The organism is Halomonas sp. ISL-56 (genome assembly GCF_018612805.1).
Classification (GTDB): domain Bacteria; phylum Pseudomonadota; class Gammaproteobacteria; order Pseudomonadales; family Halomonadaceae; genus Vreelandella.
Map to the genome: position 1 here is coordinate 77,544 of NZ_JAGGRO010000017.1, position 20,310 is coordinate 97,853.

Sequence of the window (20,310 nt, forward strand, 5' to 3'; positions counted from 1 at the left end):
CCCCTACACGGTGTGCGACTATCCATTCATTGCGGCCACGAAGCTCGCCCCGGATAATGCACTCACTGTTTCCATTACCTGATGAGGCCGCACGTGAGTCAGCAAGCGCTCGAAAACGTTTTTCAAGAATGGCAAGGCAACGAAGCCTTGGCGGAGCAGATGATCCCGTTAGTAGGGCAGCTCTATCGTCAGAATAATGTCGTTGCCACCATGTTCGGACGTTCGCTGATCAAACGCTCGGTCATCCGTATCCTTAAAGACCACCGTTTTGTGCGCAAGTTAGAGGGCACTGAGCTCTTGGTTGAGGATACCTACCCCCTGGTGAAGGGCATGGTCGCTTTGAACCTTGGCCCTGCGCATGTGGATGTGGGCAAGCTGGCGGTGATGTTCAAGAATCAGGGCGGTGGTGATGTTGAGGCCTTCCTGCGCAAAGAGCTGCACGAGATTATTGATGGCTACCAGCCAGGTGCCAGTACCGGCGAGCCGCAAGACGTAGTGCTTTACGGTTTTGGTCGCATTGGCCGTTTGTTGGCACGGGTTATGATTGAGAAGGCCGGTGGCGGCAATTTGCTGCGTCTGCGCGCTATTGTGGTGCGTGGCCGCGGGGATGTGGCTAAAGACCTTGAGAAACGTGCCAGCCTGCTGCGTCGTGACTCCGTCCATGGGCCCTTTGACGGCACCATCATGGTTGATGCAGAGGCCTGCACGCTAACGGTCAACGGCAATGTTATTCAGGTGATTTACGCCGATTCGCCCAGCGATATCGACTACACCGAGTATGATATCGATAACGCAGTGATTGTGGATAATACCGGTATTTGGCGCGATGAAGCGGGCCTGGGTCAGCACCTGCAATGTAAAGGCGCTGCTAAAGCGCTGTTAACAGCGCCGGGTAAAGGCGATATTAAGAATATCGTTTACGGCATCAACCACGAGTCTATCGGCGACAATGATTTAATCGTTTCCGCTGCGTCTTGCACCACCAACGCGATCGTGCCGGTATTGAAAGTGCTTAACGATGAGTACGGTGTGGTTAATGGTCACGTAGAAACCGTGCATGCTTACACCAACGACCAGAACCTGATCGATAACTACCATAAAGGTGATCGTCGTGGTCGCAGTGCGGCGCTAAACATGGTGTTGACCGAGACAGGTGCAGCTAAGGCGGTGGCCAAAGCACTGCCTGAGCTTGAGGGTAAGCTGACCGGTAATGCCATTCGCGTACCGATCCCCAACGTCTCTATGGCGATTCTTAACCTGACCCTAGACAAAACCACTGATGCTGTCGCACTAAATGATTACTTGCGGCGTATGTCGATTGACTCTGCCTATCAGAAGCAAATCGACTTTGTTGACTCGGCAGAAGTGGTGTCGTCGGACTTTGTCGGCAACCGCCATGCCGGTATTGTCGATGCTAAAGCGACTATCGCCAATGGTCATCACGCTGTCGTATACATGTGGTACGACAATGAATTTGGCTATAGTTGCCAAGTTGTACGTATTTTACAGCAGATGTCTAATGTGCGGTTTTTGAAGTTGCCTCGCTAACCTACGGGGGGCGGATTGCCCTTATACGGGGCTCTCAGGCTCAACTCGGTTACCAACGCCACCTTCGGGTGGCGTTTTTTTTACCTCAATAAAGCCTTTTTTCGTTGTCTATAACACTTTAGGTGGCCCTCAGGGATGTGGTCATTGGCCGCGCTTATCTTTATAATACGATGGATTTTTCGGGGTGGTTCAAGTGCTGCTTGGGCCCGACTGGTAACAATCTGAACAGAAAACAACAATTCACTGAGCAGAAAAGAAGCATTCGAACCCCATACCTTCGTATATCCGATCCAACAACTGGGCGAGACTATGATCGAAGTCAAAAAAGGCCTGGATCTCCCCATCACGGGAGCGCCCGAGCAGCGTATTGAAGATGCGCGGTTTGTGCGCCACGTGGCAATCCTGGGAACTGACTACGTTGGCATGAAGCCGACAATGGAAGTACAGGAAGGGGATAAGGTCAAACTGGGCCAATTGCTTTTCACCGATAAGAAAATTGATGGTGTGCGCTATACAGCGCCCGCTGCCGGTGAAGTGCTTGCAATAAACCGTGGCGAAAAACGTCGTTTACTATCTGTCGTGATCAAAGTCGATGAAACTGAGGAAGCGGTTGAATTCGCGGCTCACGATCGTAATGCTTTGGCGCAGCTTGAGCGTCAGGTCGTCGTCGACCAACTGGTAGAGTCAGGACTGTGGACGGCTTTACGCACCCGTCCTTTCTCGCGTACACCGGCCATTGATAGCACTCCGGCCGATATTTTTGTAACCGCTGTGGATACTCATCCACTTAGCCCTGATCCTGCACTGATCATTAATGAACAGTCGCAGGCATTCGAAGATGGCCTCAAGGTGTTAGCGCGCCTGACCGAGGGCAACGTCTTCCTGTGTACAGGGGCTAGCGGTACAGGCGAAAATGCCTCAATTCCAGGCGGCGATGTGGACGGCGTAAAAGTCGAAAGCTTTGCAGGCCCTCATCCTGCCGGGCTTGTCGGTACGCATATTCACTACCTTTCGCCGGTCGCGCTGCATAAAAAGGTTTGGCATATCGGCTATCAGGACGTTATTGCGTTCGGTAAGTTGTTTGTCGAAGGGAAGCTGGATATGAGCCGAGTGGTTGCCATTGGCGGCCCTCGTGCTGAAAATCCTCGCTTGGTGCGTACACGTGTTGGCGTCAACACGGATGAACTCCTGGCAGGCGAAGTCATCAAACCCGATGACACCCGCGTTATCTCTGGTTCTGTATTCTCTGGTTTCGCCGCTGAAGGTAAGTTGACTTACCTTGGCCGGTTCAGCAATCAACTCAGTTTGCTGGAAGAAGGCAACAAGCGCACGTTTATGGGTTGGCTCTCTCCTGGTGCCAATCGCCACTCGGTCTTGGGTATCTACATCTCCAAGATCAAGGGCCTGAGCAACTATGCGCCAACTACCTCTACCAATGGCTCTGAGCGTGCTATGGTGCCAGTAGGTGCATATGAGACGGTGATGCCGTTGGATATCATGCCAACTCAGTTACTGCGTTCGCTGATCGTGGGCGACATTGAGGTTGCCATGCAGCTTGGGTGTTTGGAGCTGGACGAAGAGGATCTGGCGCTATGCACGTATGTTTGCCCTGGCAAATACGAATATGGCCCCATCCTGCGTGACAATCTCACCATGATTGAGAAAGAGGCCTGATAATGGGTATTCAACAGACACTCCAAAATATCGAGCCGCATTTCCACAAAGGCGGAAAATACGAAAAGTTCTATCCGCTCTTTGAAGCGGTAGATACCATTTTCTATACGCCACCGAGCGTGGCTAAAACCACTGCTCACGTGCGTGACGGTATCGATCTAAAACGCATCATGATTACTGTATGGATGTGTACCTTCCCCGCCATGCTGTTCGGTATGTGGAACGCAGGCTGGCAGGCTAACACCGCCATCGACGCAGGTTACGCCTCTATGGCTGGCTGGCGCGAAGCAATTATGATGGTCTTTGCGTCCGGGCATGATCCCAGCAGTTTTTGGGCGAACTTTGTCCTTGGCGCTACTTACTTCCTGCCTATCTATCTGGTCACCTTTGTCGTCGGTGGCTTTTGGGAAGTGCTGTTTGCTATCAAGCGTGGCCACGAAGTTAACGAAGGCTTCTTCGTTACCTCGGTGCTGTTTGCGCTGATACTTCCGGCCACTATTCCGTTGTGGCAGGTGGCTCTGGGCATCACCTTCGGTGTGGTGATCGGTAAAGAGATCTTCGGTGGCACGGGTAAAAATTTCTTGAACCCCGCACTCACTGGCCGTGCATTCCTTTACTTTGCTTATCCTGCGCAAATCTCCGGTGACTCTGTATGGGTGGCCGCCGATGGCTATACCGGTGCAACGGCCCTCTCTATGGCGTTCCAGGATGGTATGTCTGCGCTGACAAACACCTTTAGCTGGTGGGATGCCTTCCTTGGCTTTATCCCCGGCTCAGTGGGGGAGGTCTCGACGCTAGCGATCTTTATCGGTGCTGCTGTGCTGCTGTGGACGCGAATCGCCTCCTGGCGAATCATGCTGGGTGTATTCCTGGGCATGGTGGTGACCAGCACGCTGTTTAATCTGATCGGCTCTGATACCAACCCAATGTTTGCCATGCCCTGGTACTGGCATTTGGTCATTGGTGGTTTCGCTTTCGGTATGGTGTTCATGGCGACTGACCCTGTGTCAGCCTCAATGACTAACCAAGGCAGACTGCTGTTTGGTGCGCTGATCGGTGTGATGACCGTCTTGATTCGCGTTGTGAACCCGGCTTTCCCGGAGGGCATCATGCTGGCGATTCTGTTCGCTAACCTGTTTGCACCGCTGATTGACCATTTCTTCGTTCAGGCCAATATCAAGCGTCGCGTGAAGCGTACCGGCGTACCGGCCGAGGAGACTGCCTAATGGCACAAGGTAACAACTCCATCAAGAAAATCCTGATTGTGGCGTTCTCACTGTGTATCGTGTGTTCCGTCATCGTCTCGACCGCTGCGGTCGCATTGCGGCCCATGCAGCAGCTTAATCAGGAGCTCGATCGCAAAACTAATATCCTGAACGTTGCCAAGCTTTATGAGCCGGGCATGGACGTTGAAAAGGTGTTTAGCGAAGCGATCACTGCGCGAGTCGTTGACTTGGATACGGGCGAATACTCCGATGAGTTTGATCCCGATACCTACGATAGCTTTGAAGCCGCCCGTGACCCCGCCTCGGGTCGCACGCTTTCCGGCGATCAGGATATCGCAGGTCTATCACGCGTCGAAAACTACGCTACGGTTTACCTGATTGGCGGTGAAGACGATCCGGAACAGATCGTGCTACCTATTCGTGGTCAAGGTCTTTGGGGCCTAATGCGTGGCTTCCTGGCCGTAGAGGGTGATGGCAATACCATCGTCAGCATCACCTACTACGAGCACAGCGAAACACCGGGTCTAGGCGCTGAAGTAAACAATCCGCGCTGGCAAGCACAGTGGGAGGGTAAGAAAATTTACGATGAAGAGGGCGACCTCTCACCGGAAATTCACCTGACCAAAGGTGGCGCTAGCAGCGAATACGAAGTCGATGCGCTATCTGGCGCTACGCTAACCAGTAACGGCGTCACTAACATGCTGCAGTTCTGGCTAAGCGAAGAGGCTTTCGGTCCGTATTTGGCTAAATTCCGTAGTGGCACTGAGCCGGAAGACGCCGAAGAGTCCGATACCAACTTCGAAGACGTTGAGGGGGCCTGATCATGGCGGACGTAAATGCAAAAGGCGTTTTAACGGCGCCGATTTTTCACAACAACCCCATTGCGCTACAAATACTGGGGATTTGTTCGGCACTTGCGGTAACCACCAGCATGAGCGTATCGCTCGTTATGGCGCTGGCAGTTATTTTCGTAACATCGCTTTCGAATCTGTTCGTATCGCTGATCAGGAATCATATTCCCTCTTCGATTCGTATCATTGTGCAGATGACCATTATTGCCTCGCTGGTTATCGTGGTTGATCAGATTCTTAAAGCCTATGCCTATGAGATGTCCAAGCAACTCTCGGTATTCGTTGGCCTGATCATTACCAACTGTATCGTCATGGGGCGTGCGGAAGGTTTTGCGATGTCCAACACGCCAGGCATGTCGTTTTTAGACGGTATCGGCAACGGCCTGGGCTACGGTTTTGTACTGATGGTAGTGGGCTTTGTGCGCGAGCTGCTGGGTTCTGGCAGCGTATTTGGGTTTACCATCTTCCAGACTGTTCAAAACGGTGGTTGGTACGTTCCCAACGGCTTGCTGTTACTGCCACCTTCGGCGTTCTTTATTATCGGTCTACTGATCTGGGTGATGCGCTCCGTTAACCCTGAGCAGGTAGAAGATAATGAGTTCAAAATGAAGGAAAACACCAAACCCAAGGAGGCCGTGTAACATGGAACATTATCTGAGTCTTTTTGTTGCCTCGGTGTTTGTTGAAAACATGGCACTGGCTTTCTTCCTGGGGATGTGTACTTTTTTGGCAGTGTCCAAAAAAGTCTCTTCAGCGATTGGCCTGGGCATTGCGGTTATTGTTGTACTGACTGTCACCGTACCGGTTAACAACCTCGTTTATACCTTCTTGCTGCAGGAAGGTGCGTTAACCTGGACCGGCATTAGCGGTGCTGAAAACATTGACCTTTCATTCCTTGGGTTGCTCTCCTATATCGGTGTTATTGCCGCGCTGGTACAGATCATGGAAATGTTCCTTGATAAGTATGTGCCGACGCTCTACAACGCGCTAGGGGTATTCCTGCCGCTGATTACCGTTAACTGTGCCATCCTTGGTGGCGTGCTGTTTATGGTGGAGCGTAGCTATAACTTTGGCGAAGCCGTGGTCTATGGCTTTGGTGCGGGCACCGGTTGGGCACTTGCCATTGCTGCCCTGGCGGGTATTCGTGAAAAGCTGAAGTACAGCGATGTGCCGGGTGGCCTCCAAGGACTGGGCATTACTTTTATCACCGTGGGGCTGATGTCGTTGGGCTTCATGTCCTTCTCAGGCATTCAGCTTTAAGCGCAGCCGGTTTTTCCCAGCGGTGCCAAGCGCTGCTGGGTAATAGAAAACCTCCAGCAATAGGAAACCGACATGGTTGATACAACAGTCATCTTGCTCGGTGTTGTCATGTTCACGGTCATCGTTATTAGCTTAACGGCGATCATTCTGGCAGCGCGCAGCAAGCTTGTGAGTAGCGGGGACGTGACCATCGAGGTCAACGGTGACCCCGAGCACACTTTAAAGACCCAGGCCGGTGGTAAGCTGCTAAACACGCTTGCCGCTAACGGCATTTTCCTCTCTTCCGCCTGTGGTGGCGGCGGTTCTTGTGCCCAGTGTAAGTGCCGGGTAGAAGAAGGTGGCGGCTCTATCCTGCCGACCGAAGAATCACACTTCACCATGCGTGAAAAGAAAGAGGGCTGGCGCCTCTCTTGTCAGGTACCTGTGAAACAGGACATGAAAGTCGAAGTGCCAGAAGAAGTTTTTGGGGTGAAGAAGTGGGAAACGGAGGTTATTGCTAACCCCAATGTGGCCACCTTTATCAAAGAGCTGAACCTGAAACTGCCAGAGGGCGAAGAAGTTGCCTTCCGCGCCGGTGGTTACGTGCAGCTTGTTGCGCCGCCTTACGATATCAAGTTCGCTGACTTTGATATTGATGAGGAGTACCGGGGTGATTGGGAAAAATTTGATATGTTCAAAGTTTCCCATAAGAACAACGAGGAAGTGATTCGCGCCTACTCTATGGCGAACTACCCAGACGAAAAGGGTATCCTCAAGTTCAACATCCGTATTGCCACGCCGCCTCCCGGCACTAACCATCCGCCTGGCCTGATGTCCACCTTCGTCTTCAACCTGAAAGAAGGCGATAAGGTCACCGTTATGGGTCCGTTCGGTGAGTTCTTTGCCCGTGATACTGACGCCGAAATGATCTTTATCGGTGGTGGTGCAGGCATGGCGCCGATGCGAAGCCATATCTTCGATCAGCTCAAGCGTTTGAAATCGAAACGCAAGATCAGTTTCTGGTACGGTGCCCGCTCCTGGCGTGAAACCTTCTACAACGAAGAGTATGACCAGTTAGCCGAAGAGTTCCCCAACTTTGAGTGGCACCTGGCGCTGTCTGATGCCCAGCCGGAAGATAACTGGGAAGGGCCGACAGGCTTTATCCATAACGTGCTGTACGAGAACTATCTGAAGGATCACCCTGCGCCTGAAGATTGCGAGTACTACATGTGTGGGCCACCAATGATGAACGCCTCGGTTATCAAGTTGCTGCTTGATATGGGTGTTGAGCCGGAAAATATCCTGTTGGATGACTTCGGTGGCTAATCACCTGGCATGAATCGATAGTAGCTGTAAGCGGGGCTGGCCTTTTGGTCGGCCCCGTTTGTTTATAAATGAAGACCCGCCTCAAGCGCTGATATGAATAGCTTGGCTGAGGTACAATAGATCCAATTAATAAAGACTGTGAGGCACTTATCAGTACGGCTGTTGTCGGCAGGTGAGGCCAATAATTTAAAGCTAGGCAATGTAATGCTGGGAGGTTGATATGACGATTTGGCTACTGGTATTTGGTTTTATGGCACTGATCATGGGTGCTATGGCTGTGGGTGTCTTAATGGGCCGAAAGCCGATTGCTGGCTCTTGCGGTGGTTTAAACCAAATTGGCATGAAAGATGGCTGTGATATTTGCGGCGGTAAAGACGAAGTCTGTGAAGAAGAGAACCGCAAGCGTGGCAGTATTCGCCGCCGTAGCGACGAGAGCCGCGGCGCTGACTTAGGCTACGACGCCACCCGTCGATAAGAAAATCGTGTGGTAGAGAAAAGGGTCACGCTTAACAAACAGGAATAGGAGACGCAGAGAGTATGGCGGTTCACAATTACGATGTTGTGGTTATCGGTACGGGGCCTGCAGGGGAAAGCGCTGCTATTAACGCTGCAAAACATGGCAAGCGCGTAGCGATTATTGAGAAGCAGGCGCAGGTCGGTGGCAACTGTACTCACTGGGGTACTATTCCTTCTAAAGCGTTGCGCCATCAGGTCAAACAGATCATGGCGTTCAACACCAACCGTATGTTCCGCGATATTGGTGAACCACGCTGGTTCTCTTTTCCTAAAGTAATGGAGCGTTCACGCGGCACTATCGACAAACAGGTCGAAATGCGCACCACCTTCTATGCACGTAACCGCATTGACCTGTTTCACGGCGTCGCCCGGTTTAAGGATGAGCACACCTTAGTGGTGCGTGACAGTCAGGAAGGTATGGAAGAACTAGTGGCTAAAAAAGTGGTGATTGCCACCGGTTCGCGCCCTTATCGTCCCGCGGATATAAACTTTCGCCATCCGCGAATTTACTGCTCTGATACCATACTTAGTCTCTCGCACACCCCGCGCACCCTGGTGATTTTTGGCGCTGGCGTGATTGGTTGTGAATATGCCTCGATCTTTTCAGGCTTGGGTGTCAAAGTTGATCTCATTAATAACCGTGACAGCCTCCTGTCGTTTCTTGATGATGAGATTAGTGATGCGCTCTCTTACCATTTGCGCAAGCACGGTGTGTTAGTGCGACATAATGAGGAATATGAGAGTGTGGAGGGGGATGACTCAGGTGTTGTTGTTCGCCTTCAGTCAGGCAAGAAAATTCGTGCTGATGCTTTTTTGTGGGCCAATGGACGCACCGGCAATACCGACAGTCTAGGCCTTGAGAACATTGGCTTAACCGCTAATGGGCGCGGGCAGCTAAGCGTCGATGAGCATTATCGTACCGAAGTTCCGCACATCTACGCAGCGGGCGATGTGATTGGCTGGCCGAGTCTAGCGAGCGCTGCTTATGATCAAGGCCTGAATTCGTGCAATGAACTGCTCGATAAAGAGTATCGCTTTGTCAGTGATGTGCCCACCGGGATTTATACCATCCCCGAGATTAGCTCGTTTGGCCCAAATGAGCGTGAGCTCACGGAAGCAAAAGTGCCTTACGAGGTAGGTAAAGCCTTCTTTAAAGATACCGCTAGGGCGCAGATTACCGGCGATACCGTGGGTATGCTAAAAATTCTTTTCCATCAGGACACCCTGGAAATATTGGGGATTCACTGCTTTGGTGACCAGGCCTCAGAAATTTTGCATATCGGGCAAGCCATCATGCAGCAAGAGGGCGGGGCCAATACGCTCAAGTACTTTGTGAATACCACCTTTAACTACCCCACCATGGCAGAAGCATATCGAGTGGCTGCACAGAACGGTTTAAACCGGGTTTTCTAATCGTGGCTTCCTTGTGCCTTCGAGGTTCAAGAGTCGCTGGGCTCGTGAATAAACGTTTGGGCGTAAGTTTGTGGGTCGTTGTAAGCTGATGGGGCACTGGGGGGCAACAGACTTTCAACACGGTTGCGCCCCAGTGCTTTGGCTTGGTAGAGCGCTTTGTCGGCAAACGAATAAAGCTGTTCAAACGTCAGCGAGCCGCTTTGGCACGTCGTCACGCCGATGCTAATGGTTGGGTGGGCGTGAAGGTCTATACCAATCAGCGTATTGACTTCAATTTCTCGGCGCAGCCGATCTGCTGCCTGTAGCGCATCATGGGTAGCCGTGTTGGGCATCAATAAGCAAAACTCCTCGCCACCAATTCTTGCTAATGTGTCCGATGGACGGCATAGCAGGCGAAGCTGTTGACTAATCTGGCGCAAAACCTCATCGCCGGTAGGGTGCCCATAGGTATCGTTGACTTGTTTGAAGTGATCGATATCCAACAGCATTAAGCTGAGCGGTGCCTGATCACGCCGTGCCTGGGTGATCGCGGCGAAGGCGACATTAACCAAATGACGCCGGTTATATAGTCCGGTCAGCTCATCGGTCAGAAGTTGCTGATGCATGACGGTACGCTGACTGCGCAGGTAAATAACCGCCAAACAGAGTGTGGTCGCCGCACTGACCATGAGCACCAGTAGCACACTCACAGCGATCGATAGGCGCTGCATGATCAAACGTTGCTGACTGGCAATGGTGTGAACGTCTTCCAGCAGTTGATTATACAACCATACCTGAGAGGCACCGATCTCCATGGCCGTGGGCTGGAGCGCTTCGACCAGCTCTGGTCGCCGCTGGGCCTCGCGCGTTTGCTGGGCTAACTCAACAAGGTGGTTATTAAGCTTATTGAAATAGCTATTGAGATACTCGACATCTGCAATGAGGTAACGATGGCGTTCGATACTGCCCTGGATGTTATCTAAATGCTGTTTGGAAAGGGCAGTAAAATATTCGATATATTCGATATGCTCGCTATCAGGCCTACGGCTGCCTTCCTCCAGCGCGGCCCGTAACTGAGGTGTCGCTTGCTGAGCCAGTAAAATGTCGCTGATTAACGTGGTGTAGTCGGCACTGGCTTTTTGACACGCACTGTAGACGTAGCTACCCATCACCACGGACATTGCGCAGAGTATGACAGCAAAAATGGACGCAAAGCGCCCGCCAGGCTGATGAAAAAAGAGAGGCATCATCCTAAGATAATCAACGAGCTGGCAGTAATGATGCCCCTCTTTGCATACTGCCGAGTAGGCGCAAGTACGATGGGCAATAAAGTGTGGTCATCAAAAAAGTGCTTCCGTAGCAAAGGGCAGTTCTGCATGGCACCTCTCCTGTTAATGGTTAGGTAATCCAATGAACAGCTTCAAGACATCATCCTTATGCAACTTAAGCACTCAGTTGCCATACATGCCATCCCACAACTTTACTAATTACAGGATCATACTTGTGCTCGTTATTATTAATAACGCTGTTAGTGTTTGATATTTAATCGTTATTTAGAGAGTCTAAGGCTAAACGTGCTTTTCCCTGCCAGCTACCCTCAAGCGATGCTGCCTGGGTTAATGCCTCGCGCGCTTCCTCTAGCGCATCGTTTTGTAGCAGTAAAAGGCCGAGATTTAGCCAAGCGGCGCCCATGTTTTCATCCAGTTCGGTTGCCCGCTCAAAGGCCTTGCGTGCGTTGTCGGGTTGTTGATCGGCGTAAAGCGAGTTGCCCAGCGCAAACTGGCCCATTGCGTTACCAGAATGGTGCTCTATAAACGCTTGCCAGCTCGAAAGCGTGGCACGCGGCCCATGAGACTCCTCGTAGGCGCTAATTGCCTCTAGCGCGTTACGGGCTGTGATGCCCGTGGGTAGTGTTCCCGGCTCGGCGACCACAAACCCCCAGCGCTCCGTGCGTGCCCAAGTGGCATCGAAGCGGCTGAACGACATGCTATGACGCTCAATTTCGCCGCTGCGCAAGATGAGCGTTTCATTGGGCAGATCGTAGCCAATGGCGACGGCGTAGTGCCACATCGGGTAAATTGGCAACGACAAATTCTGCATGACGACCACCGGGTCGCCCGCCGCCAAATGGTTTAAGAGGGCATCCATGGTGCCGCGAATAGGAAACGCCAGGCGCTCATGCCGCCGCACGGTAGCCAGAATTTCTGGCTGCACACTGCCATCGCGTCCGGGTAAAAACACCTGGGGGATCAATTGTTCGACGTTTGTGTCAACGCCCTGATGATTGAGTACCATCGCCAGCGTGGCAGGGCCGCACTGATATTCCGTTTGAGCATAAAACGGCACGCTGGAGATCTCTGCATGGGGGGGTAGCGCTTGATAGGTGCTTTGCAGCAATACCGGATTTCGCGCACAGCCGCTAAGCAGCAGCATAATAAAAACGCCCGCAAAGCGGGCGTTAGTAAGCAGGTTGGTCATGTACTGCCTATTGATTAACGAGTAAACGGGTAAACGTCGGTCAGGCCAAGAATATCGGTTACCAGTAGAATGATGAAAACGGCAAATAAAGCGCCTACAACGCCAGCACCAGCAGGCAGTTGCTCAAGCTGTTCGGCCATTTGCTGTGCTTCAGCATCGCTTAGTGCGGCAACACGAGCTTCGACTTCGTCCAAGTCAACACCTTGTTTTACCAGTTGATCTTGCACATCAGCGCGGGCCAGAATTTCGCTGATGCGCTCACGATCAGCGCCAGCATGGTCAGCTGCCAAAGCAGATTGGGTAGTGACTAAATCCATAGATTGAGGCGCAGTGGAGGCAGCTGCTACGGGTAAGCTGGTAATAACAAGCGCTGCAATCAGCAGGGTGGAGAGGTAAGCACGCAATGTCTTCATCGTCTTCTTCCTTATAGACTAGTCGGGATGGTGTGGAATGAGTATAGAAACAAATGGTTTGATTTTTAAGCTTAATATGCAAAATGCTAATTGTTTGCACTAATGCGATAGGTCCACGCGGATTCGGAGAGCAGCCCGCGGCCACCGGCCATGGTCATCGCCAAATCGTGCAGGCCAGGCCATAGCGGCACCGCCGCAGCGCCCTTGACGGCTAAATCGAGTCGTTGCGCCATTAACAGCAATTTGTGTAGTCGTTTCATGGACAAGCGGCCAATCGCTTTCTGGTACGCTGGGCGGCGCTTATCAAAAATCATCGGCTTTTGGGTTTTACAGGCATGGTCAAAACTCTGCCCCTGATCCAAGTGCTGGTGCAGCGAGAGCAGAGTGCGTAGTTCCCTGCTAAGCGCCCAGAGTACAATCGGGGCCTCAACGCCTTCGCTGCGTAGGCCATTGACAATGCGCGAAGCGCGGCTGGGCTCGCCTTTCAAGCAGGCATCGGCCAGGTTGAAAACATCAAAGCGAGTGCTGTCTTCGACCCCTTGGGCAATGCTCTCTACGTTCAAGCGCGTACCCTGAGGATGAATGAGTGCCAGTTTCTGAAGCTCCTGGTCGGCGGCCAGTAAATTGCCTTCGGTGCGCTCGCCTAGCAGTCGAGCGGCGTCCAGGTCAATCTGTAAGCCATGGAGCGATGCCCGGTCTCGCAGCCAGTAGCCTAAGCGTGAAGCATCCACCGGCCAAACGGGTACAAACAGGCCGTGCTTATCCAGCGTTTTGAACCAGGCGGTTTTTTGCTGCTTGGCGTCTAGTTTACCCATGCTGATTAGCAGTACGTCGTCGCTGTTATCCAGCGTTTCAGCGTACTGGGCTAATGCTTTACTGCCTTCTTGGCCTAGCTTGTGATTGCCGAGCCGCAGCTCCAGCAGCTTGCTGGTCGCAAACAGCGAGAGATTGCTCGACATTTCCATCAAGCGGCCCCAAGCGAAGTTGGGCTCGACATCAAGTACTTCGCGCTCTTCAACGCCCGCCTGACGCGCGGCAACCCTCACAGCATCGCAGGCGTCGCGATGCTGTAAGGGCTCATCCCCTGCGACAATGACTACGCGGGGAAGCTTTTTTGCCAACGCAGCGGGTAGCTGATCAGCAAATACCTTCACTGCATGCCCTCAACGTAAGCTAGGCGTTCGATAATGCGATCAGAGAGCTGGCGTGAAAGCGTTTGCTCAGCTTCCATCATCAGTGTTTCACGGTTGAGCAGGTCGTCATCGCTGACCCGAATACGCGTATCCGTGGACAGGGTCTGGTTATTGATGTGATAGGCATTGGACGCTCGCTCCTGTACCGAGAGGCGAATGCTGAGCGTTAGCTCGTGTTCGCGGCTTGCCCGGCCATCGCCACCCAAGCGACGTTCGGTTAAGGCAGGCGTGCCCAGCGTAACCCGCCAGGGCGCACCAGAGGCTACTTGGGTGCCTAGCTGTTGAAGGCGTGAGGCAACCTGCTGAGCGACGGCACTATTGGTGTTGCCCTCCAAGGACAGGGTTGGCAGGGTAGGTAGCGATGCTTGGCCACGAAGATGGAACCCGCAGCCGCTGAGCAGCACCGCCGCCGAGGCGGCGATGCTTGCGGTTAGAAAAGTGCGTCGGTTCATCCGCTCACCACGATATTAACCAGTTTTCCGGGCACTACGATCACTTTACGCACGGTGTTGCCCTCAAGATGGCGCTGAACGTTTTCGTGTTCCATCGCCATTTTTTCAATAGCCGCTTTATCGGCGCTTGCCGGTACTTCAAGGCGCGCGCGCAGTTTGCCGTTGACCTGTACCACCAACTCAATAGTGTCACGAGTAAGGGCAGACTCATCCACCACCGGCCAGGCCGCTTCAATCGCCGGGCCAGAGTGACCAAGCGCTTCCCAAAGACTATGGCACAGGTGCGGTGTGATCGGCGATAGCAGCAGCACGCAGGCTTCCAGCGCTTCGCGGCTAACCGCTAGGCCAAGCTCAGAGCTATCGTCGAACTTGCCAATGGCGTTGGAGAGCTCCATCACCGCGGCAATGGCGGTATTGAAGGTGGTGCGGCGGCCAATGTCGTCGCTGGCTTTCTTGATCGTCTCGTGGGTTTTGCGGCGCAGCGCTTTTTGATCGTCATTAAGCGCATCGCTGTTCAGCGTACCCGGCGTACCCGCCGCCAAATGATCATTCACTTGACGCCACAGGCGTTTCAAAAAGCGGTGAGCGCCTTCAACGCCGGAGTCCGACCATTCCAACGACTGCTCGGGCGGTGCGGCAAACATCATAAACAGGCGCACGGTATCGGCACCGAATTTGTCGATCATCGACTGCGGATCAACGCCGTTGTTTTTTGACTTGGACATCTTCTCAATGCCGCCCATCTCCACCGGCTCGCCGTCGCTCATCAAAATGGCGCTGAGCGGGCGACCTTTCTCGTCGCGCTTCACTTCCACATCAGCGGGATTAAACCACTGCTTGCCGCCGTTATCGGTAGGGCGGAAGAAGGTTTCGGCGATGACCATGCCTTGGGTCAGCAGCTGCTGGAACGGCTCGTCGGAATCCACCAAACCAAAGTCACGCATTAGCTTGTGGAAGAAACGCGCATACAACAGGTGTAAAATGGCGTGTTCGATGCCGCCAATGTAGAGATCCACCGGCAGCCAGTAGTTGGCACGGTCATCCAGCATGGCCTCAGTATTATCGGCACAGCAGAAGCGCGCGTAGTACCAGGACGACTCCATAAAGGTGTCGAAGGTATCGGTTTCACGGGTCCAGCCGTCGCCTAGGTCAGAGAACGCCGGCATTTTTTTCAGCGGCGAGCCGGAGGCGTCTACGGTGACTTCCATCGGCAGCGAGACCGGCAGCTCATCATCAGTTAGCGGTACGGTTTGGCCTTCCGGGCCGTACTTAACCGGAATCGGCGCGCCCCAGTAGCGCTGACGAGCGACGCCCCAGTCGCGCAGGCGGAAGTTGGTTTTGACTTCGCCACGGCCTAGCTCAGCAAGCTTCGCGGCAATGGCATCGAACGCTTGCTCAAAGCCCAGCCCATCGAACTCCCCGGAATTCACCACGGTGCCGTACTCGGCGTAAGCGGCTTCGGAAATGTCCGCAGGTTTGCCACTCTCATCGGCAATCACTGCTTTAATTGGGACGCCGTACTTGGTGGCAAACTCCCAGTCGCGCTGGTCGTGACCAGGTACCGCCATGACGGCGCCGGTACCAAACTCCATTAGCACGAAGTTAGCCACGTAAACAGGCACTTCATCGCCCGTCAGCGGGTGAACCGCTAAATGGCCGGTGAACATGCCTTTTTTCTCTTTGGTGGCCATTTCGGCTTCAGTGGTGCCGCCCTTGGCGCACTCATCGCAGAAGGCAGCCAGCTCGCTATTCTGCTCAGCCGCTTGCTTGGCCAGCGGATGACTCGCGGCAACGGCTACATAGGTTACGCCCAGCAGCGTATCCGGGCGGGTGGTATAAACTGCTAGCGGCTCATTGGCTTGGCCATCAGCGTCTTTAACATCAAAGGTCAGCTCGACGCCGCGGGATTTACCAATCCAGTTGCGCTGCATGGTTTTGACCTGCTCGGGCCACTCGACTTTATCCAGGTCGGCCAGCAGCTCATCGGCATAGTCGGTAATCTTCAAGAACCACAACGGTATCTCTTTACGCTCAACCAGCGCACCGGAGCGCCAGCCGCGGCCTTCGATAACCTGCTCATTGGCGAGGACGGTCTGATCAACCGGATCCCAGTTCACCGTCGACATCTTTTTATATACCAAGCCCTTCTCCACCAGCTTGGTGAAGAACCACTGCTCCCAGCGGTAGTAGCTGGTATCGCAGGTGGCGAACTCGCGGCTCCAGTCATAGGCAAAACCCAATGCCTTCAACTGATTGCGCATGTAATCGATATTATGATAGGTCCACTTGGCGGGCGGCACCTGGTTCTGGATGGCGGCGTTTTCCGCGGGCATACCAAACGCATCCCAGCCCATGGGCTGCATGACATTTTTACCCTGCATGCGCTGGAAACGGGACACAACGTCGCCGATAGTATAGTTACGCACGTGGCCCATGTGCAGCTTGCCGCTGGGGTAGGGGAACATTGAGAGACAGTAGAACTTCTCGCGGTTGGCGTCCTCTACGGCTTTGAAGCACTGATGTTTGTCCCAGTACTGCTGGGCGTCGCGTTCGATATCACGAGGGCTGTAGTGTGCGTCCATCGGTTTATTAATGCCTTGGCGTATTCGCCCAAAAGGGGCGCAAAGTGAATGTTAGATGACATCTGTCAGATATGTGAGGTCGATTGTATCCTATGCAGGTGTATCCTTGAACGGTAAGCCGATGATAGGTAACTGCACGCGTCGACAAAAGGAGAGGCACCATGAGTGATCAACAGAATGACAATCGCTTACGCGAAGGCTACGAACGCTTGCTAGAGCGGATGCAGGGGGGCGCTAACGAGCTAACCTGGGAAAACTTGCAGAAGGATCTGGACGACGCGGTGGAGTTTGAAGCGGAGCTGGAAGAGTACACCAAAGACGAGCTTGCCTTGCTTCGCGCCTGGGTCGAGCGTGACCTCAAAGATATGCGCTATTACATGGCCGACACCGGTAAGCAGGTGGCCAGCTGGTTAGGCATCGATATCGAAGGCCTTTCCCGCCGCGTGGCGGAGTCGCTACTGTCGATTGCTGACCGCAGCGTGGTCGAGCGCGAACGCTTTGAGGAAGATCTAGAAGCCGCCCGCGCCGACTACTGCGAAGGTGAAATGGCTGCACCCGGCCTAATGGCCTGCACCCACTGCGATGCCCAGGTAATGCTGCCATCTGTTGCCCGCCTGGAACCCTGCCACCAGTGCGGCCACCGTTACTTCTACCGTTTCCCCAATAAAATCATTGAGACCTGATCGATTAGGTAACCAGTAAGCTGACGCCTGCGATCGCTCCCAGCGAAAGCAGGCTCATCACCGCCGCGTAGAGCAGGTTATTTTTCATCATGCGGTAACCGCTCACCCCGTAGCGCCCCTGCAGTGAAAGATTAATCCCCGAAAGCGGGCCCACGCTTGTGCCTACCGCCCACGAGGTTAACGCCACAAACGCAAACACGGTCTGTTCGCCGCCCTGCAAATTGAGGATCGACGCCAGCACCGAGACGCCAATAATTGGATGTAAGCCTGCCAGTGCACTAAGCGTGATCGCCGCAAAGCTGAGCATCGCCTGCGGCGCCCCAAAGCGTGTGAACAGCGTCCAGTCACTGCCAGCCGCGGCCGTGACCAGCGTCGAAAGGCCAATGGTTAATAACCCCGCCGCCAAAAATAGCAAAATCTCACCGCGCATAGCGGGTAAACGTGTAGTGGTGTGCTGACGAATGCGCCGTAGGGTAAATTTGGGCCCATGGGGCAGGTTACTTAGCAGCGCAACGCTGGGCAGTAGAAAGGTGATAATGCTGACAATGGTCAGGGCAGGGGTAAGCACAAAGTGAAACAGCATCACCAACACCGCCATACCCACCGGCATAAACAGACTACGCGGTGCCAGTGAGTAGCCATCCACCTCGCTTAGATCAAACCGTCGCCTGAGTTCCAGGGTGGTTAACAGCCCCGACAGCATCGCCATGGGAAAGCCCACCACGGCAATTTGTGCATACTGCACCTCGGGCACCAGGGCAATGACCACCCCCATGGAAGCAAAAAACGGTGACCATAGCGCCGCACTGGAGAGGCCCCGGTTAAGCGCCAATAGCTGCGGAGTCGTCAACGGCCCACGCCGAGCCAGCTTATCGCCTACCATAAACACGGTAGAGAGATTCAAAATCGTACCCAGGAAGTGCACCCCCAACCAGGTACTCATCACGCCGCTGGCACCGGTAACACGCTTACCCGACGCGCCCTTATTACCTTGCTTGCCAATCAGCGAGATAAAGCTAACGCCCACCAGCATCGCCGCCACGAATGAGTTGCCCTGCAACATGGCAGACCAATCGACATCCGCACCATAAGCAAACCGCGCCACCAGCAGCATGCCCGCCCCCAGCGCAATCAGTACGGCCGCCTGAATGCGCGAACGCCGAGGAATATCCCGCCACAGCAACACAACTGCCGCCCACAGCAAATAGCTCACCGCATGGGCAGTGCTCAACCAGCCGGTAAAGCCAATAATCTGTGCGATCAAACCAAGCAAAATCAGCACGCCCGCCAAGCGCTGCCGAGAAGTCGTCTCTTGCATGCCAAACCCTTAATAGTGAATTAGCAGGCTAATCGGATTTGCAAAGGAAGGCCAGCAGTAAGCTCAGAGTTAGGGGTAGGGGATTTTCGTGGCGCGCGGAAACGAGCGAGGCAGTGCCCTTGGTTGGCATTAATAAATGCATAGCCACATTTCGTAGCGCGTGGTAACGACTTTGCGAGGAACGAGCAAATAAGGCACCCGCGAAAGCATCGCGCAGCGATGCCAGGCCAAAACCACCAAACCCGCTATACACACAACAATTAAAACAAAAAAGGCAACTACATTGAACCCAATACAGCCACATTACGTAGCGCGCGGTAACGACTTTGCGAGGAACGAGCAAATAAGGCACCCGCGAAAGCATCGCGCAGCGATGCCAGGCGAACGCCACTAAACCGGCTATACAACACACAACAATTACATCTTTATAAAGATTCCATTGAACCAGATACAGCCACATTCCGTAGCGCGTGGTAACGACTTTGCGAGGAACGAGCAAATAAGGCACCCGCGGGAGCATCGCGCAGCGATGCCAAACCAACGCCACCAAACTCGATATTCAACTAAAATACGAACCACTTCTTAGAATAGAAGCGTGACCTAAAACTAATTTATGAATAAAGTATGATTAATATGATAAATGCGGTCGCAGGCGGAGCGTTTTAACGTGCTTCGAATGCACCGTGGCGGTAGCGTGGTTTCGTTTTAGCTCATTAGCCTAAAGGGCTGCGCACACCTGCAAATTCCTTCCCTATTACATGCGTATGAATTTGTGTTGTCTCGATACTTTTGTGGTCTAGCAATTCTTGTACTGTGCGAATGTCCGTGCCTTGGCTTAGGAATTGGGTGGCGAAACTGTGCCGTAAGATATGGCAAGAGCCTGGACGTGGCAATGATGCAGATTTCATCGCCTGCTTCATGGCCTTTTGCACAGCCGATGAATGAATATGGTGAAGAACGACGTTACCGGCATCATCGCAGCATGGGCGGCTGGCAGGAAACAGCCATTGCCAACCTAGGGAAATGCCCGCGTTTGGGTACTTACGATCCAGAGCACCTTTCCCTGCTCTGACGGTGAGGATATGGCGTTCGGTATCAATATCTCTTACGCGCAAACGGCATGTTTCGATGAGTCTCAGTCCTGAGCCATACATCAGGGTTGCCATTAAATGCATAGGCCCAGACAATTGACTTAATACGCGCATAACCTCTTCGTGAGAAAGTACGACAGGTAATCGACGCGGGCGTTTAGCTCGTGAAAAGGTGCCAATATCACCCAATGGCATATCAAGGATATGGCGATACAGAAATACTAAAGCATTTAGCGCCAGGTTTTGTGTAGCCGCAGCCACATATCGCTCTACGGCAAGGTGCTCCAGAAAAGCCTGGACTTCAGAAGCGACGTCACCCCCTGATTGA

The 20,310-nt window shown here is 53.3% G+C and carries 18 protein-coding genes; 10 read left to right on the forward strand and 8 right to left on the reverse strand.

Annotated features, from left to right (window positions below; all coding sequences use genetic code 11):
- Window positions 1-93: 93 nt before the first annotated feature.
- The 9 genes from J7J49_RS15425 to sthA all read left to right on the forward strand — a co-directional run bounded on the left by J7J49_RS15425 (window position 94) and on the right by sthA (window position 9,793).
- Window positions 94-1,548: a glyceraldehyde-3-phosphate dehydrogenase gene (locus tag J7J49_RS15425; RefSeq protein ID WP_215093808.1), complete on the forward strand. Its 1,455-nt coding sequence runs from the start codon at window positions 94-96 to the stop codon at window positions 1,546-1,548.
- A gap of 309 nt (window positions 1,549-1,857) precedes the next feature.
- Entirely contained in the window at window positions 1,858-3,222 is a 1,365-nt protein-coding gene (locus tag J7J49_RS15430; RefSeq protein WP_064233447.1) for a Na(+)-translocating NADH-quinone reductase subunit A, read from the forward strand.
- A gap of 2 nt (window positions 3,223-3,224) precedes the next feature.
- Entirely contained in the window at window positions 3,225-4,448 is a 1,224-nt protein-coding gene (locus J7J49_RS15435; protein ID WP_064233448.1) for an NADH:ubiquinone reductase (Na(+)-transporting) subunit B, read from the forward strand.
- Entirely contained in the window at window positions 4,448-5,269 is an 822-nt protein-coding gene (locus tag J7J49_RS15440; RefSeq protein WP_215093810.1) for a Na(+)-translocating NADH-quinone reductase subunit C, read from the forward strand. The genes J7J49_RS15435 and J7J49_RS15440 overlap by 1 nt, the downstream gene beginning before the upstream one ends.
- A gap of 2 nt (window positions 5,270-5,271) precedes the next feature.
- Entirely contained in the window at window positions 5,272-5,940 is a 669-nt protein-coding gene (locus J7J49_RS15445; RefSeq protein WP_064233450.1) for an NADH:ubiquinone reductase (Na(+)-transporting) subunit D, read from the forward strand.
- Window position 5,941: 1 nt separating this feature from the next.
- On the forward strand, window positions 5,942-6,559 hold the full coding sequence (gene nqrE / locus J7J49_RS15450; protein ID WP_064233451.1) for an NADH:ubiquinone reductase (Na(+)-transporting) subunit E: 618 nt from the start codon (window positions 5,942-5,944) through the stop codon (window positions 6,557-6,559).
- Window positions 6,560-6,631: 72 nt separating this feature from the next.
- Window positions 6,632-7,864, forward strand: coding sequence for an NADH:ubiquinone reductase (Na(+)-transporting) subunit F (nqrF, locus tag J7J49_RS15455; RefSeq protein ID WP_215093812.1), 1,233 nt, complete (start codon window positions 6,632-6,634; stop codon window positions 7,862-7,864).
- A gap of 220 nt (window positions 7,865-8,084) precedes the next feature.
- Complete coding sequence (gene nqrM / locus J7J49_RS15460) at window positions 8,085-8,339, forward strand: (Na+)-NQR maturation NqrM (RefSeq protein ID WP_064233453.1); 255 nt, start codon at window positions 8,085-8,087, stop codon at window positions 8,337-8,339.
- A gap of 62 nt (window positions 8,340-8,401) precedes the next feature.
- Window positions 8,402-9,793 carry a Si-specific NAD(P)(+) transhydrogenase gene (gene sthA, locus J7J49_RS15465; protein ID WP_064233454.1) on the forward strand — a complete coding sequence of 464 codons (1,392 nt, stop codon included), beginning with the start codon at window positions 8,402-8,404 and terminating at the stop codon, window positions 9,791-9,793.
- A gap of 26 nt (window positions 9,794-9,819) precedes the next feature.
- Here sthA and J7J49_RS15470 read toward each other — a convergent pair whose 3' ends face one another.
- The 6 genes from J7J49_RS15470 to leuS all read right to left on the reverse strand — a co-directional run bounded on the left by J7J49_RS15470 (window position 9,820) and on the right by leuS (window position 16,890).
- Window positions 9,820-11,022, reverse strand: coding sequence for a GGDEF domain-containing protein (locus tag J7J49_RS15470; protein WP_215093814.1), 1,203 nt, complete (start codon window positions 11,020-11,022; stop codon window positions 9,820-9,822).
- 292 nt (window positions 11,023-11,314) lie between these two features.
- Complete coding sequence (locus tag J7J49_RS15475) at window positions 11,315-12,250, reverse strand: PA2778 family cysteine peptidase (protein ID WP_215093816.1); 936 nt, start codon at window positions 12,248-12,250, stop codon at window positions 11,315-11,317.
- Window positions 12,251-12,264: 14 nt separating this feature from the next.
- A complete protein-coding gene (locus J7J49_RS15480; protein ID WP_064233457.1) occupies window positions 12,265-12,663 on the reverse strand; it encodes a PA2779 family protein in 399 nt (132 codons plus the stop codon).
- Between the two features lie 86 nt (window positions 12,664-12,749).
- Complete coding sequence (gene holA, locus J7J49_RS15485) at window positions 12,750-13,817, reverse strand: DNA polymerase III subunit delta (RefSeq protein WP_064233458.1); 1,068 nt, start codon at window positions 13,815-13,817, stop codon at window positions 12,750-12,752.
- On the reverse strand, window positions 13,814-14,308 hold the full coding sequence (locus J7J49_RS15490; RefSeq protein WP_215093818.1) for an LPS-assembly lipoprotein LptE: 495 nt from the start codon (window positions 14,306-14,308) through the stop codon (window positions 13,814-13,816). Before J7J49_RS15490 ends, holA begins: the two co-directional genes overlap by 4 nt.
- Window positions 14,305-16,890, reverse strand: coding sequence for a leucine--tRNA ligase (gene leuS / locus J7J49_RS15495; RefSeq protein WP_215093820.1), 2,586 nt, complete (start codon window positions 16,888-16,890; stop codon window positions 14,305-14,307). Before leuS ends, J7J49_RS15490 begins: the two co-directional genes overlap by 4 nt.
- Before the next feature lie 161 nt (window positions 16,891-17,051).
- On the opposite strand from leuS, the gene J7J49_RS15500 reads away from it, so the two are divergent.
- Complete coding sequence (locus J7J49_RS15500) at window positions 17,052-17,573, forward strand: zinc ribbon-containing protein (protein ID WP_215093822.1); 522 nt, start codon at window positions 17,052-17,054, stop codon at window positions 17,571-17,573.
- 4 nt (window positions 17,574-17,577) lie between these two features.
- Here the strand turns inward: J7J49_RS15500 and J7J49_RS15505 are convergent, their stop codons facing one another.
- Window positions 17,578-18,891 carry a hypothetical protein gene (locus J7J49_RS15505; RefSeq protein ID WP_215093824.1) on the reverse strand — a complete coding sequence of 438 codons (1,314 nt, stop codon included), beginning with the start codon at window positions 18,889-18,891 and terminating at the stop codon, window positions 17,578-17,580.
- Window positions 18,892-19,604: 713 nt separating this feature from the next.
- A partial coding sequence (locus J7J49_RS15510; RefSeq protein ID WP_215093826.1) for a tyrosine-type recombinase/integrase occupies window positions 19,605-20,310 on the reverse strand: 706 nt, incomplete at its 5' end.